Annotated in this window: 14 protein-coding genes; 8 read left to right on the top strand and 6 right to left on the bottom strand. The window is 66.0% G+C overall.

All coding sequences use genetic code 11. From position 1 onward, the window contains the following. Positions 1 to 2: 2 nt before the first annotated feature. A complete protein-coding gene (locus ACIGJC_RS07590) occupies positions 3 to 1625 on the bottom strand; it encodes a sigma 54-interacting transcriptional regulator (protein WP_483711384.1) in 1623 nt (540 codons plus the stop codon). 341 nt (positions 1626 to 1966) lie between these two features. On the opposite strand from ACIGJC_RS07590, the gene ACIGJC_RS07585 reads away from it, so the two are divergent. The 8 genes from ACIGJC_RS07585 to ACIGJC_RS07550 all read left to right on the top strand — a co-directional run bounded on the left by ACIGJC_RS07585 (position 1967) and on the right by ACIGJC_RS07550 (position 8291). After that, positions 1967 to 2221, top strand: a complete 255-nt coding sequence (locus tag ACIGJC_RS07585; RefSeq protein ID WP_483711383.1) for a phenol hydroxylase subunit — start codon at positions 1967 to 1969, stop codon at positions 2219 to 2221. A 47-nt stretch (positions 2222 to 2268) separates the two neighbouring features. Then, a complete protein-coding gene (locus tag ACIGJC_RS07580) occupies positions 2269 to 3276 on the top strand; it encodes an aromatic/alkene monooxygenase hydroxylase subunit beta (RefSeq protein ID WP_483711382.1) in 1008 nt (335 codons plus the stop codon). 17 nt (positions 3277 to 3293) lie between these two features. Then, positions 3294 to 3566, top strand: a complete 273-nt coding sequence (locus ACIGJC_RS07575) for an MmoB/DmpM family protein (RefSeq protein ID WP_483711381.1) — start codon at positions 3294 to 3296, stop codon at positions 3564 to 3566. A gap of 38 nt (positions 3567 to 3604) precedes the next feature. Then, positions 3605 to 5197 (top strand): aromatic/alkene/methane monooxygenase hydroxylase/oxygenase subunit alpha, encoded by a 1593-nt coding sequence (locus tag ACIGJC_RS07570; protein WP_483711380.1) that lies wholly within the window; start codon positions 3605 to 3607, stop codon positions 5195 to 5197. Between the two features lie 20 nt (positions 5198 to 5217). After that, positions 5218 to 5580 (top strand): phenol hydroxylase subunit P4, encoded by a 363-nt coding sequence (locus ACIGJC_RS07565; RefSeq protein WP_483711379.1) that lies wholly within the window; start codon positions 5218 to 5220, stop codon positions 5578 to 5580. Between the two features lie 48 nt (positions 5581 to 5628). Next, positions 5629 to 6687 carry a 2Fe-2S iron-sulfur cluster-binding protein gene (locus ACIGJC_RS07560; protein WP_483711378.1) on the top strand — a complete coding sequence of 353 codons (1059 nt, stop codon included), beginning with the start codon at positions 5629 to 5631 and terminating at the stop codon, positions 6685 to 6687. Positions 6688 to 6739: 52 nt separating this feature from the next. Beyond that, on the top strand, positions 6740 to 7657 hold the full coding sequence (catA, locus tag ACIGJC_RS07555; RefSeq protein ID WP_483711377.1) for a catechol 1,2-dioxygenase: 918 nt from the start codon (positions 6740 to 6742) through the stop codon (positions 7655 to 7657). Between the two features lie 253 nt (positions 7658 to 7910). Further along, positions 7911 to 8291: a hypothetical protein gene (locus ACIGJC_RS07550; protein WP_483711376.1), complete on the top strand. Its 381-nt coding sequence runs from the start codon at positions 7911 to 7913 to the stop codon at positions 8289 to 8291. A gap of 72 nt (positions 8292 to 8363) precedes the next feature. Here ACIGJC_RS07550 and ACIGJC_RS07545 read toward each other — a convergent pair whose 3' ends face one another. From ACIGJC_RS07545 to pcaB, 5 genes are all read right to left on the bottom strand, one after another. After that, entirely contained in the window at positions 8364 to 9602 is a 1239-nt protein-coding gene (locus ACIGJC_RS07545) for a hypothetical protein (protein ID WP_483711375.1), read from the bottom strand. A gap of 312 nt (positions 9603 to 9914) precedes the next feature. Next, positions 9915 to 11306 (bottom strand): 3-deoxy-D-arabino-heptulosonate 7-phosphate synthase, encoded by a 1392-nt coding sequence (locus ACIGJC_RS07540; RefSeq protein WP_483711489.1) that lies wholly within the window; start codon positions 11304 to 11306, stop codon positions 9915 to 9917. A gap of 128 nt (positions 11307 to 11434) precedes the next feature. Continuing rightward, complete coding sequence (locus tag ACIGJC_RS07535) at positions 11435 to 12823, bottom strand: class II fumarate hydratase (protein WP_483711374.1); 1389 nt, start codon at positions 12821 to 12823, stop codon at positions 11435 to 11437. 25 nt (positions 12824 to 12848) lie between these two features. Beyond that, positions 12849 to 14258 carry a cation:dicarboxylate symporter family transporter gene (locus ACIGJC_RS07530; RefSeq protein WP_483711373.1) on the bottom strand — a complete coding sequence of 470 codons (1410 nt, stop codon included), beginning with the start codon at positions 14256 to 14258 and terminating at the stop codon, positions 12849 to 12851. A 27-nt stretch (positions 14259 to 14285) separates the two neighbouring features. Beyond that, the gene (pcaB, locus tag ACIGJC_RS07525; protein WP_483711372.1) at positions 14286 to 15659 is read right to left on the bottom strand and encodes a 3-carboxy-cis,cis-muconate cycloisomerase; all 1374 of its coding nucleotides are present in this window, start codon (positions 15657 to 15659) and stop codon (positions 14286 to 14288) included. Positions 15660 to 15669 lie beyond the last annotated feature (10 nt).

The raw sequence follows: 15669 nt of genomic DNA, 5'->3' as shown, positions 1-15669 counted from the left end.
GTTCACTTCTTCAGCCGATACGCGAGCTGCGGCCGCGTGATCCCCAGCATGCGCGCCGCCGATGACAGGTTGCCGCGCGTCGTGTCGATGGCGAGCTGCATCAGCCGCCCCTCGATCTGCGGCAGCGACACCTGCTGGTCCAGCAGCTTTTGCAGCAGGGCATCGGCGTCCTCGGGCGCTTCGGTGGCCTGCTGCTGGCTGGCGAACAGGTGGGAAATGTCGATCAGCCCCGCCGCGGGCGCGAGCAGCACGCCTCGCTCGATCATGTTCTCGAGTTCACGGATATTGCCGGGCCACTGGTACTGCATCAGCGCATCGCGGGCGCGCTGGCTCAGCCCGCGCACCTGCTTCTGGTAGCGCGCGTTGAAGCGCTGGATGAACGCCTGCGCAAGTTCCGGGATATCCTCGCGCCGTTCGCGCAGGGCCGGGATGGCGACCGGGTAGGTGCTGATCCGGTAGAACAGGTCCGCGCGGAACTGCCCCTGGCGGATCGCCTGTGCCAGGTTGACGTTGGTGGCCGCAATCAGCCGCACATCGATCTTGCGCGTCTCGACCCCGCCAAGCCGCTCGACTTCCGCGTTCTGCAACACACGCAGCAGCTTGACCTGTGCCGACAGCGGCAGGTCGCCGATCTCGTCGAGGAACAGCGTGCCGCCGTGCGCGCGCTCGAAGCGGCCGGGGCGTGACTGCTGTGCGCCCGTGTAGGCGCCTTTCTCGACGCCGAACAGCTCGGATTCGATCAGCTCGTGCGGGATCGCCGCGCAATTCACGGCAATGAACGGCTGCTCGGCGCGCGGGCCGTGGTCGTGCAGCCAGCGCGCGAACATCTCCTTGCCGGCGCCGGTCTCGCCAGTCAGCAGCACGGTGATATGGCTGTCCGCCGCCGCCGACAGCAGGCCGAAGGCTTCGCGGAACGCCGGGGACTGGCCGATCAGGTTGCCCTGGTTGGCGCCGCACAGGGTCTCGCGCAGCGTGCTGACTTCCTGCTGCAGCGTGAGCAGGTCGCTGATGACCGAGTCGGGCTCGAAGTACTTCAGGTAGTCGGGGTCGTCCCAGGCCTCGGCTGGCTTGCCGACGATGCGGCACAGCGCATCGAGGCGGCGCTGGCACTCGGTTTCCTTGTAGATGACCAGCCGGTCCATGAAGGTGCTGCTGTAGCCCGACGCATAGCCGAGCTGCACCCAGCAGCCGCCTTCCTCGCGGCTCAGTTCCTCGTTGTAGGGCGCTTCGCCTTCCCAGGAGTCCTGCCAAAGGAATTCCCCATAGAAGTGGCCGGTGTCGCGATCGATCTCCAGCCGGACCGGATCGACCCGCGTCACGCCTTCCAGCATGTGCAGTTGCGGGCCAAGCAGGAACGCGTCGTTGGGCGAGGTCTCGAGTTCCTCCTTGCGTTCGCGCTTGACCATCTCGGCGTCCCGCATGCCCTGCGCGTAGCCCATGCGGATCAGCAGACCCTTGCCGCGTTCCAGGCCCAGCGTATCGAGGATCTCCTTGCGCAGGTAGCTCAGGGCCTCGGTGTGCATCAGCACCATGCGGGAATCGCCGAGCCGGATCTGTGCGGCCTTGGGGTCGATCGTCAGCAGCGAAGCCAGGTCGAATGGCGGCTGCTTGGGGGGCGCGGTCATCTCCATCTCCAGAATGCCTGCGGGCGCGAATCGATCCGGAGAGGAACGTCCTTGGCCTCGGTTTTTCCGTAGCCTAACACGCGGTTTCGCAAGCCAGGCAAGCGCGGGGATTCCCCGTGGACAGCATGGTGCGTCGCAATATCCGTGGATTTGATCATTTGATGAAAACAGGCTTGATCCCCTCATCAAATCATCAAGCGGGTGCGCCGTGGCAACGCCTTGGAATTTCCCGCAGTCCCTTGTGCCATGCGGCCTGGCAGCCGGTGGCACGGCCTTCGCTATATGTCTCCACACCCGGAACCATGCACACCCACCGATGTGCATCGCAGCAGGAGCGAGACATGACCACACCGTTTTTCCATGCCAACGTCCCGGCCCGCGGACGTGCCCAGCCCTATGTCCGGGTGACCGCGCGCGATGAACACTGGGTCGAGTTCGAGTTCTCGCTCGGCGACCCGGCGCTCTACGTGGAGCTGGTCATGCGCCCCGAACAGTTCTCCGCGTTCTGCGCCACGCAGTGCGCCATCACGGTGTCGCACCTGCTGGGCCGCGCACTGGAATTCGAGCGCGACAAATGGAGCGAAACCGTGGCCTGACGCCGCGGCCGATCCGAACACCACAAGGGAGACAGGAGCAACCCACCATGCAAATCGATATCCGTACCGACAGCGTCAGTCCGATCCGCCAGACCTTCGCCAACCTGCAACGGCGCCTGGGCGCCGACAAGCCGGCCACGCGTTACCAGGAGGCGATGTACGACCTGCAGCCGGAGACCAGCTTCCATTACCGCCCGCTGTGGCAGCCGCAATACGAACTCTACGACGTGCGCCGCACGCAGGTGGTCATGCAGGACTGGTACGCGCTGAAGGACCCGCGCCAGTTCTACTACGGCACGTACGTCAACGCCCGTGCGCGCCAGCAGGACGCGATGGAGAAGAACCTGGACTTCGTCGAGAAGCGCGGCCTGCTGGCATCGCTGCCGGCGCCCCTGCGCGAACTGCTGACGCTCGGCGTGGTGCCGCTGCGCCATGTCGAGTGGGCGGCGAACATGAACAACGCCGCGATCACGGCCTATGGCTACGGCTCGGCCATCACCGAAGCCGCCATGTTCCACACCATGGATCGCCTGGGCATTGCGCAGTACCTGACCCGCATCGGCCTGCTGGTCGGCGACAAGGCCGCGGTCGAAGCCGCCAAGACGGCATGGATGGAAGACCTGGCCTGGCAGCCATTGCGCCATGCGATCGAAGACCTGATCGTGCGTAACGACTGGTTCGAACTGCACGTGGCGCAGAACCTCGTGATGGACGGGCTGCTTTACCCGCTGGTCTACCAGCGCCTGGATGCGCGCCTGTCCGCCGAAAGCCCCGCGTTCTCGCTGGTCACCGACTTCATGACCGCCTGGTATGCCGAGACCACGCGCTGGGTCGATGCAACGGTGAAGGCAGCCGCGCAGGAATCTCCCGCGAATGCCGGCGTGATCGCAGGCTTTGCCTTTGCATGGCTCGACCGCTTCCAGCACGCGCTGGCCCCGCTGGTACGCCGCCTGTTCGCCGGCGAAGCCGATGCGGTGCTTGGTGAAGCGGTTGCCACGCTGGACAAGCGCCTGGCGGGGCTGGGGCTGCTCCGCGTCACCGACGCTGTTGCATGACATCAAGGACGAACGCCATGACCGCACAGATCGTATTCATCGCCCTGCAGGCCAACGAAGAGATGCGTCCCGTGATCGACGCAATCGAGGCCGACAACCCGCACGCCACCATCAACCGCTATCCGGCCATGGTCAAGATCGACGCGCCCGGGCGCCTGGAAATCAACCGCGCCAGCGTGGAAGAGCGCATCGGCCGCGCGTGGGACGTGCAGGAACTGCAGCTCGGCCTGATTTCGCTGGCCGGCAATATCGACGAAAGCGAAGACCAGTTCGTACTGGCGTGGCACTGAGCCGAAAGTTGAACAGCAAGAACACTGGAGACAAGGATATGACCACCGCCACTGCAATCGCCACCGCCGCGCGGCAGGCTACCAGCCCCAAGCTGTCGCTCAAGGAGAAGTACGCGATCCTCACGCGCGACCTCGGCTGGGAAACCACCTATCAGCCCATGGATGCCGTATTCCCGCACGACAAGTTCGAAGGCATCGTGATCCATGACTGGGACGGCTGGGAAGATCCGTTCCGCCTGACCATGGATGCGTACTGGAAATTCCAGTCCGAGAAGGAGCGCAAGCTGTACGCGATCATCGACGCGTTCCAGCAGAACAACGGCCAGCTCAATGTCAGCGACGCGCGCTACGTCAACGCGCTCAAGCTGTTCCTGACAGGCGTGTCGCCGCTGGAGTATGCCGCGCACCGCGGCTTTGCCATGGCCGGGCGCACGCTGCGCGGCGTGGGCGCGCGCGTGGCGTGCCAGATGCAGTCGATCGACGAGCTGCGCCACTGCCAGACCCAGGTCCACACCATCAGCCACTACAACAAGTACTTCAACGGCTTTTCCGACTGGCGCCACCTGCATGACCGGCTGTGGTACCTGTCGGTGCCGAAGTCGTACTTCGAAGACGCCATGACGGCGGGGCCGTTCGAGTTCATCACGGCGATCTCGTTCTCGTTCGAGTACGTCCTGACCAACCTGCTGTTCATGCCCTTCATGTCGGGCGCCGCCTACAACGGCGACATGGCCACGGTGACCTTCGGCTTCTCCGCGCAGTCCGATGAATCGCGCCACATGACGCTCGGGCTCGAAGTGGTGAAGTTCATGCTGGAGCAGGACCCGGCCAACCGTCCGATCATCCAGAAGTGGATCGACAAGTGGTTCTGGCGCGGCTACCGGCTGCTGACGCTGGTGGCGATGATGATGGACTACATGCTGCCCAGGCGCGTGATGAGCTGGAAGGAAGCCTGGGAAATCTACTTCGAGCAGAACGGCGGCGCGCTGTTCGCCGACCTGGCGCGCTACGGCATCCGCATGCCCAAGTATCACGAGCAGGCCGCGAAGGAGAAGGACCACCTGTCGCACATCGCCTGGTCGATCTTCTACAACTTCAACCACGCCGCAGCGATCCACACCTGGGTGCCGGAGGCGTCCGAAATGACGTGGTTGGCCGAGAAGTATCCCGACAGCTTCGACCGGCACTACAAGCCGCGCTTCGATTACTGGCAGCAGCAACAGCAGGCCGGCCAGCGCTGGTACAACCCGGGCCTGCCGATGCTGTGCCAGGTGTGCCAGATCCCGATGGCTTTCACCGAGCCCGACGACCCGACGCAGATTTGCTACCGCGAGGCCGAGCACGACGGCGACCGCTATCACTTCTGCTCGGACGGCTGCCGCGACATCTTCGTTGACGAGCCCGAGAAGTACGTGCAGGCCTGGCTGCCGGTGCACCAGATCTTCCAGGGCAACTGCGGCGGCGCGACGCTGCCCGAGGTGCTCGACTGGTACCACCTGAGCCCCGCCGACCGCGGCGACTTCGCCGACTCGCAGGACCGCGCCAACTGGGACCGCTGGACCGGTGCCGCAGGCACGCCGGCAGCGGAGCAGGGCGGCAGCGCGCCGTGCTGCGACCACGGACACGACTGAACCCCACACCGGAGACCATCATGCCAGTCATCGCACTGAATCCCGGCTACGCGGGCGAAACCCGCGACCGCGTCGAGAACTTCCACGGCAACCAGCTGGTGTACTTCGGCTGGGACCAGCACCTGCTGTTCTGCAGCCCCTTCACGCTCCCGCTGCCACCTGACATGCCGTTCGGCGCCCTGGTCAGTGATGTCATCACGCCATTGCTGGCGGCGCATCCCGATGGTGCGGCTATCGACTGGACGCAAGTCCAATGGCTGCGCGGCGGCGAGCCATTCGCGCCGGACACGTCCGCCAGCCTTGCGGCCAACGGCCTCGGGCACAAGTCGCTGCTGCGGCTGCGTACCCCCGGCCTGAATGGCATTGGCGGCTCTGGCAACTGACGCTGTCACACCACGGCACCACGGCATTACGGCATTACGGAGGCTGACATGACCTACCAACTGACCATCGAACCACTCGGCCAGACCATCGACATCGAAGAGGGCCAGACCGTGCTCGACGCGTGCCTGCGCGCGGGAGTTTGGCTGCCGCATGCCTGCGGCCACGGCCTGTGCGGAACCTGCAAGGTGCAGACCCTGCAAGGCGAACTCGACCATGGCGAGGCCTCGCCGTTCGCCCTGATGGATTTCGAGCGCGACGAAGCGAAGTGCCTGGCCTGCTGCGCCAGGCCGATGTCGGACATGGTGATCGAGGCCGATATCGAGCCCGACCCCGACGCGCAATGCCTGCCGCTGCTGGACTTCACCGCGGAAGTGGCCCGCATCGAGGCGCTCACGCCAACTATCAAGGGCGTGTTCCTGCGCATCGAAGGCGAGCCGCTGCAGTTCCAGCCGGGCCAGTACGTCAATGTGTGGATCGGCAAGGAAGCCACGCCGCGCGCGTTCTCGATTGCCAGCGCGCCGGCGGCGGGCGAGATCGAGCTGAACATCCGGCTGGTCCCGGGCGGCAGTGCGACCACCTATGTGCATGAGCACTTGCAGGTCGGCGAACGCTTGCAGCTATCCGGCCCGCTGGGCCGCTTCTTCGTGCGCAAGAGTGATCCACGGCCGCTGGTGTTCATGGCCGGCGGCTCGGGGCTGTCGAGCCCGCGCTCGATGATCCTCGACCTGCTGGCATGCGGCGACCCGCGCGAGATCGTGCTGGTGCAAGGCGCGCGCAATGCCGGCGAACTGTATTACCGCGAAGCATTCGAGGCGCTCGCGCAGCAGCACGACAACTTCGCCTACCTGCCAGTGCTGTCCGGCGAGCCAGAGCAGAGCGCTTGGAGCGGCGAACGCGGCTATGTCCACGACCTGGCCGGGCGCCACTTCCGCCACGACTTCCGCGGCTGGCGCGCCTACCTGTGCGGGCCGCCGCCAATGATCGAGGCCTGCATCGCCACGCTGATGCAGGGCCGGCTGTTCGAGAAGGACATCTTCACCGAGAAGTTCCTGTCGGCGGCCGACGCGAGCCAGGCCACCCGCAGCCCGCTGTTCCGCTCGCTTTGACATCGACAACGTTCCCCATATCACTTCACCCACAAGGCCATAGGAGACAACCATGGACAAGATCGCCATCGACGCCGTACTGAACCGCATCGAAGAGACCACCGGCCCGGATGCCAATCCGCGCATCGCCGCGATCGTGCACCGGATGGTGCGCGACTTGTTCCACATGATCGAGGATCTCGACATCCAGCCCGAGGAGTTCTGGGCCGGCCTCAACTACCTGGCCGAGGCGGGCCGCAGCGGCGAACTCGGCCTGATCGCGCCCGGCCTGGGCTTCGACCACTTCCTGGACCTGCGCATGGACGAAGCCGAAGCGCGCGCGGGCATTGGCGGCGGCACGCCGCGCACCATCGAGGGCCCCCTGTACGTGGCCGGCGCGCCGGTCGCGCAGGGCGAAGCCCGGCTTGACGACGGCACCGACGACGGCGAGGTGCTGGTGATGGAGGGTCGGGTATTCGACGAAACCGGCAAGCCGCTGCGCAATGCGAACGTAGAGGTCTGGCATGCGAATTCGCTGGGCAACTACTCGTACTTCGATGCGACCCAGAGCGCGTTCAACCTGCGCCGCACCATCGTCACCGACAGCGAAGGGCGCTATCGCCTGCGCAGCATCGTGCCGGTGGGCTACAGCGTGCCGCCGGGCGGCGCCACCGACCGCCTGCTCAAGACGCTCGATCGCCACGGCACGCGCCCGGCCCATATCCACTTCTTCGTCTCGGCGCCGGGCCACCGCAAGCTGACCACGCAGATCAACATCGACGGCGATCCCTATCTGTGGGACGACTTCGCCTTTGCCACGCGCGAAGGGCTGGTGCCGCCGGTGACGCGCATCGACGACGCGGCCGCGATGCAGGCGCTCGGCGTCGACAAGCCGTTCTCGCTGATCCGCTTCGACTTCACGCTGCATGCCGACAACGCGGGCGCCCCGCAGGCCGAAGTTGCTCGCCAGCGGGCGGTGGCAGCGATGTAAAAGGGCGCTGGTCCCGAAGGAGGATTTTCGTTGGCTCCGCACCAACAGGGCATGGCAGGGGCGCCGCCGGGAGAATCATCTGGTCCGGCAAATATCCTGCCTCGCCGCGCAAGGGGTGGTGTCTCGCTCACAATTTGCCGTGCAAAGCGGGCCGGCCGGGCGGCAATGGGTCGGTTCGCGCACAAGGCCTCGACACTGGCCGGAAAATTGCTTCTCCTGCTGTGTGAAGCCACTCGCACAGTCTGGAGGTTCCATGCACGCGCGCATCACTGCTCACAAGGGGATTCTGGTTGTCGAACTGGTGCAGAACCAGACAGAGGACGGCGGCCGTTCAGGCGCGGACAAGCTGCGCACCCTCGGCACGATCGTCCATGACACGCGACGCTATCTTGGCGTGTCGAATGAGGCGCTGGCATTGTTGAAGGTCGTCAAGCGCGGCCTCGACCGGATCGGCGATTTCGCCTGGTTCCGAAGCGACGATGGCATGGATCATTTTGCCTGGCTTGGCGGCCCAAAGCGGCTGGTGGATCCGAAGGAAGTGGCGACGGCCCGCACTTACGAGATCCTTGCGCACCGGGTCATTCCGAACGAGGTCCCGGAGGGCGCAAAGGCCGCCATCGAAGCGAACTTCTGAACGCCAGAGCGGCGGCAGGATTTGCATCCTGCCGCCGCCCTGGCACCTCCGCTCCCCTGTTTGAGCCTGGCCTTATTTCACGCAGGCCAGATTGACAGCGAGCCCGCCCCAACCGGTAGCCTGGTTGGTGTTGAGCTGCACCTGCAGCTTGTCGTTATGGTTGACGGTCCCGGCCGGCATTTCCTGGCTGCAGCTTTGCTGCCCGTTGCTGATCCGGCAGCTCAGGTTGCTCACCGGGGTACTGGTCGCACCCGCGCCCGAGCCCGTAACCTTGTAAACCGCCATGGTGAGGCTTCCGATGGGCTTGCCGAGCGTGGACGCGGTCAGCTTGACGCTGGCGCAGTCATAAGGAATCACGACGGCGAAGTCCGACGGCAATGCCACCGCGCCCCCGGCACCCGTCATGACATACAGCCCGCGGCTGAGCGAGTCCGGCACGTTGAAGTTGCCGTTATAGACCGTAGGTACGGTGGCGCCCGTGGTCGGCCAATGGCCGCCGGCCTTGGGCCCATATAGCGTGCCGGTCGATGTATCGAAGTAGAAGTCGCCATCGACGCCAATGCTGTCGGTCGGCGCACCGCTGCCGTAGATCACCTGGCCGCCGTTGCCGACAGGGGTGCCTCCGGTGCCGCCAGTGCCGCCACTGCCACCGCCGGGCTGGCCGGCCAGCACCACGCCCGCGGGCCATTGGCCGTTGACCTTGGGTCCATAGAGCGTCCAGGTATCGGTGTCGAGGTAGTAGTCGCCATCGGCGCCAATATCGTTGCCCGGCGCCCCGTGGCCGGTCAGGACCGTGCCGCTACCGCTTCCCGATGAGCCGCCGCCGAGCTGCACGCCCGGTGGCCAGGTGCCATCGGCCTTCGGCCCGAACAGCGTCCCGGTCGAGGTGTTGATGTAGTAGTCGCCGTTATTGCCAACGGTACTGGTCGGGTCCACCGAGCCGGTCAGGATCGTGCTGCCGGCGGTCCCGGTATTGCCCGGTGCGCCCGTATCCCCCTTGGCTCCCGGAGATCCTGCGACCGCAACACCGGGAGGCCACGCGCCGTTTGCCTTGGGCCCGAACAGCATCCCGGTGGTGGTGTTCACGTAGAAATCCCCGTCCTTGCCGATATCGGGCCCCGGATCAGTGGTGCCCGACAGCAAGGCGCTGGTGGACGCAGTCGGCGTCGTCACTGGCGCGGTGGTGCTGGAGCCTGGAGCCGCCGTGGTAGCGGCCGGGGCCGAGTCGCCACCGCCTCCGCCACAACCGGCAACAACGACGGCCAGGCATGCTAGTGGCACGACCGCCAGCTTCACGTGGATGTTTTTCATGACCGCTCCCCGGGTTGTGCGAATGATCGAAGTTCGATGGCACTTCTTCGATGCCAGCGATGCGTTCAATCTAGTCGCGCGACAGGGAGGCGGAAATACGCTCTATGGACGAGCCGGGCATGGTCCAGAGTGCTGACCATCGGTATGGAAAAGGTCGAGTTTTCCCGCGGAAAAGTCGTGGTTTACGGTCCGACACCCCGACTGCCGATGGAGGCCGATCAGGCAACCCCACGAAGGGGGAAAGCAAAAGTGTGAGTCAGAATTGAAACGGGTGAGCGGGGAAGGCGGGGGCCAGCACTATCGATCGGGCCATCAAACCTTGCCAACGGCCCGGTCGATCGCACGAAGCAGGTCTTCGGTATGGACCATCAGTTCACGCACCTGCCGCAACGTCGAATACTGGTTGAGCACGGTTTTCCAGCGCTCGGCTTCCAGCAACGGAAGCCAGAGCGGTTCAAGGTCCCCGGCATCCGCAGGCTCGTTTGCCGCGAGGTGGCTGGCGAATGCAAGGCTCTCGTCCGCCGACAGGAGCTGCATGCGACTCGCCGCGCCGAGCAGGCGCGGGGCCGTCTCGGCGCGGGCGTCGCAGCAATAGAGCACCGTACGCGTCAGCGTGGGCGCGGCACAGAGCGCGGCAAGCGCGGCGCCGCGCAGGCGCACCGTTCCCTCGTGGGAGGCGAACGCATAAGCCGCATCGTCCTTCGCGTGGGCAAGCAGGCGCAGGCCGCGCAGCAGGCGCGGAAAGTCCGTGGTCGCCGCGTCCACGGACGCCTTGACCTCTACGAGCAGGCAGACATCCCAGGCTGGCTGGCGATCGACCGGAACCGACCGGCGCAGCAAGACCACGTCCCATTCGGTCTTTGCGCGTTCATGGCTCGCGGGAATCGAAGCCGGGACGCGCAGCGAAGTCACGACGCGATAGCGCGCAGGGTCGCGTTCCGCCTCGTTCAGGCGCTGCGCGAGAACCTGGAGCGCTTGCGCCGCCAGGGCCTCGGCGCCGGCCCCGCGTTGCTGCGCTGACGCACCCTGGGCAACCGCTGTCGCGCTTCCCGGGCGAGGTCCGGCGCGATCCCATAGCGAAGCGTACTGGCGCACCAGTTCGTCCGTTTGCAGGGCTTCGATGCGCTGCAAGCGCTGCAGGGCAGGGTTGTCCAGCAGCCGCGTCAGGGCGAGCGCTACGGGCGAGTCATTCTTGCTATCCGGCGCGTCGATGAGGCGTTGGGCAATGCCGCGCAGCGATGGCCATGATGAAGCAGCCGCCGACGCATGCAGGTCTGCCAATGCTTCACGCTGCGAGCCTGGGGCCATCCGTTGTTGCCGGTTCGGGTGCGCCACCGCGTTCACGGCAGCCAGGACCGCGCGCCGGTCCCCTTCGGCGCGCGCCGACAGCGACGCGAACTCGCGCACGGGCGCGGCCCTGTGCCGAAGCACCATGGCCTGGAAGACCGGGTCGCCGGAATCGGGATGAATGGCTTCATGGATCATGTCCGCGAGCGCGTCGGCAAACTGGCGTTTCAGCGAAGCATCCGGCACCTCGCCGCGGGCCAGCGAGTGCCGCGCCTGCTCGATGGCCATCGCGACCCGCTCGGCCGCGCGGGCTTCGCGGCTCTGGCCCGATGGAACGGGCGTCTCCGGCACCTGGTAGCGGCGGGTGACGGTACGCAGGACTTCGTCGAGAAGAGGCGGGGACGGCGTTGCGGTCATCACGGTGGCGACGGGGAAAAGGCGCTGCATGGTTTGCGTTGCCGTTCCCGATTGGCGCGCGCGGGAGTCTCGGCAGGCGTCAGGATAGCCGGTTCGCGTCGCGCCGTCTTCGAACCGGCCTCATCCGATCATCTTCCCGCCATGCGCCGCAGGTCCACCAGCCTGTCGAAGGTTTCCCCATCCAGCAATCCAAGCTCGATCGCCGCCGCGCGGGGCGTGATCTTGCGGCGCGTGGCGTGGTGGGTAATGGCAGCCGCCCGGTCGTACCCGATGACCGGATTGAGCGCCGTCACGGCCAGCAAGGGGCTTTGCAGATCCCGCTCCAGCCGTTCGGCGCCCGGCTGAATGCCCGGGATCAGGCGCGTCGCCACCACGTTCGCGCAATCGGCCAGCAGCCGGATCGACTGCAGCACGTTGTAGACCAGCACGGGCTTCGCGACGTTCAGTTCGAAGTTGCCGGACGAGGCCGCCATGGTCACCGTCACGTGGTTGCCCGCGACCTGCATGGACGCCTGCACCATGACTTCCGCGATGGTCGGATTGCGCTTGCCCGGCATGATGGACGACGTCAGCCTGTCGTCAGGCAGCAGCAGTTCGCCCAGCCCCGAGTTCGGGCCAGAGCTCATCCAGCGCAGGTCGTTGGCGATCTTCGTGAACGAGGCGGCAATCACATTGAGCACGCCCGAGAGTTCCAGCAGTGCATCGTGCGCCGCCATCCCTTCGACCTTGCAGGGATTGGGTCGGAATGCGAGGCCGCTCAGCCGGCTGGCCTCCTCGCAGAAGGCATGGTCGAAGCCGGGCGGGGCGTTCAGGCCAGTGCCTGCGGCGGTGCCCCCTTGTGGCAGCACCAGCAGGCGCGGCATGGCATCGCGCAGGCGCGCGAGCGCGTTGTCGACCTGCGCCGCGAAGCCGTCGAAACTGCGGCCAAGCGTGGTGGGTACTGCGTCCATGAGGTGGGTGCGGGCCATCTTGAGCACGTCGGCGAACGCGGCGGCGCGCTCGCGCAAGCTGTCGCGCAGGCCGCCAAGCGCCGGGACAAGCCGGTCTTCCAGCTCGATGGCCGCGCCCATGTGCATGACCGATGGAAAGCTGTCGTTGGAGGACTGCGAGGCATTCACGTGGTCGTTCGGATGAACGGGCGATTTGGTGCCCAGCGGCTGCCCCAGCCGTTCGTTGGCCCGGTTCGCGATGACCTCGTTGGCATTCATGTTGGTCTGCGTGCCGGAGCCGGTCTGCCAGATCGTCAGCGGAAAATGATCGTCGAAGCGGCCGCTGCGCAATTCCGCGGCGGCGGCGACGATGGCGTCGCCGAGCGGGGCATCGAGCACGCTACAACGCAGATTGGCCTGAGCGGCGGCCATCTTGTGCAGGCCGAAAGCATGGATCAGGCAGCCGGGGAAGCGTTCCTCCCCCACCTCGAATACGCCGAGTGCGCGCTGCGTCTGCGCCCCCCAGTAGCGGTCGGCGGGAATGTCCACCGGACCGAAGGCGTCATGCTCCGTGCGGTACGTTGCCATGATAGGTTCGTTCCTGTGGTGCCGTTCAGTGGGCGGTGGCGCGCTGCATCGGGATGCCCGACGAATGCGGATTGGCGGCGTTGGCGTCGTCCCCCAGCAGCGTGCCGTCGTCGAGCGTCGCATCGGCGGCGGCCATGTCGGGATAGCGCTCGGGATACAGGTGGCGCTTCGCGGTCTCGGCATCGAAGGTGCCGGACCACTTGGCCACGACCACGGTCGCGACGCTGTTGCCGATCGTGTTGCAGGTGGAAATCGCCATCGACAGGAAGCGGTACACGCCGAAGATCACCGCCAGGCCCTCGACCGGCAGCACCCCGGTCGACGTCACGGTTGCGGCGAACACCACGAAGGAACCGCCCGACACCGTGGCCGCGCCCTTCGACGTCAGCAGCATCAGCACGAGAATGCCGAGCTGGTGGTCGAGCGTGAGCGGCACCCCGTAGGCATGCGAGATGAACATCACGCCCATCGCCATGAAGATCGACGTGCCATCGAGGTTGAAGGCATAGCCGGTCGGCAGGACCAGGCCGACGGTCTGCTTGGCGCAGCCCAGCCGCTGGAGCTTGATCAGCAGGCGCGGCAGGGCGCTTTCCGACGATGCCGTGCCGAGCACGATCAGGATTTCATCCTTGATGTACCGCAGGAAGCGCCACAGGCTGAATCCGGCCAGCTTGGCCACGATGCCGAGCACGACGGCAATGAACAGCACCACCACCGCATAGAAGCTCAGGACGAACTGCGCCAGCGCGACCAGCACGGCGACGCCGTTGCTGCCGACCGAGTAGGCCACCGCGCCGAATGTGCCGATCGGCGCCAGCTTCATGACCAGGTTGATGAACGAGAACAGGACTTCCGAGATGGTGTCGAGGCCGTCGTTGATCCTGGCGCGGCGCGTCTCCGGAATGGCAAGGATGCCGATGCCGACCATCACCGCCAGCACCACCACCTGGAGCAGTTCACCCTTGGCGAAGGCGCCGACGAAATTGTCGGGCACGATATGCATCATGAACTCCAGGAAACCCTGCGGCGCGGCGGCCTTCGCGGCCGGCGCGGCGGCGCTGCCGGCGACGTTCGACATGCCCTTGCCGATCTCCAGCAGGTTGCCGGCGAGCATGCCGATCAGCAGCGCAATGGTCGAGATGACCTCGAAGTAGAGGATCGAGCGCCAGCCCACGCGCCCGGCGCTCTTCACGTCGCCGGCCGAGGCGATGCCGTGGACGATGGTCAGGAACACCAGCGGCGCCACGCCGGCCTTGATCAGCGACAGGAACATATCGCCGAGCAGCTTCAGCTTCGACGCGAACGCCGGGAACGCAAAGCCGACGGCGATGCCGAGGATCAGCGAAACGAGCACCTGCATGCCGAGCTTGCGATACCAAGGCAGCCGCGGGGCAGCCGGCGGTGCGGCAGGGGTCTGGATGGTCTGGTCTTGCATGTTGTCTTCCTCCACCGGGGTTCGTGCTCAGGCCACCTTGCCTGAAAGTTCGATGGCGCGATCCACCATCTGCGGGGCGAGCCCCAGATAGTTGGCCGGGTCGCACAGGCGCTCGATCGCCGCGCGGTCAAAATGCTCGGTCACGGCGGGCAGAGCGCACAGCGCTTCGGCCAGCGTGCCGCCGGCTTCATTGACGGTGCGGCAGGCGTCGTAAACTATGTCGTGGGCCTGTTGGCGGCCAATATGCGGCGCCATGCCCATCATTACGGCCTCGGCCACGATCAGGCCATTGGTGATGCCAAGGTTGTGCTTCATGCGCGCGGTGTCCACCACGAGTCCGCCGAGCGCAAACTTCGCCTGGTGCAGGGCGCCGGAGGTCAGGATGAAGCTTTCCGGAATGGCGATCCACTCCGCATGCCAGGGGCCGGTTGCGCGTTCGAAATCCTGCACCATCGCGTCGACCATCAGACCGGCGTGCTGGCGCACGGCCTTTGACGCCGCCAGCATCAGTTCGCTCGAGATCGGGTTGCGCTTCTGCGGCATCGTGCTGCTGGCGCCACGGCCCTTCACGAACGGCTCATAGACTTCCGCGAATTCCGTCGACGCCATGATCATGATGTCGAGCGCGATCTTGCCCAGCGAGCCAGTGACCAGCGCAAGCAGGTTCACGGCTTCGGCGAAGCCGTCGCGCGCCACGTGCCACGTGGTGGCCGGCACGCCCAGGCCCAGCTCCTCGGCCAGCGCGCGCTGCACTTCGAAGCCCTTGTCTCCGAGCGACGCGAGTGTGCCGGCAGCGCCGGCGAACTCCACCACGGCCACACGCGGACGCAGTTCGGCGAGGCGCTGCTGGTGGCGGTCGAACATCGCCAGCCAGATCGCGGTCTTGTAGCCGAAGGTGACGGGCAGCGCCTGCTGCAGGTGCGTGCGGCCGGCCATCGGGGTATTGCGGTGCTTCCCCGACAAATCGGCGAGAATGGCGCGCAGTTCGCGGATGTCGGCGTCGATGCTGTCCAGCGCATCGCGGACCTGGAGCGCGACCGCGGTGTCCATGATGTCCTGCGTGGTAGCGCCCCAATGCACGTAGCGGCCGGCTTCACCGCACATTGTCACGAGCTGGTGCACCAGCGGCAGGATCGGGTAGCCGACAATGTCGGTCTCCTCGCGCATGTGGTTGAAGTCGATCCGTTCGATGTTCGATTCGCGCGCGATGACCTCGGCCGCTTCAGCCGGAATCACGCCGACACGCGCTTCCGCCTTGGCCAGGGCGACCTCGACGTCGATGTAGCGTTGGACGAGCGCGCCGTCGGAGAAGATGGCTCGCATTTTCTTGGTGCCGAAAGCGTCGCGGAAGAGCGCGGAGTCGACTACGGTGCTGGCGGCGGGAATCGCGTAGAGGGACATGTTGCTACCT

The organism is Cupriavidus sp. C3SS-1 (genome assembly GCF_057073755.1).
This window is presented reverse-complemented; position numbering and strand designations above follow the sequence as displayed.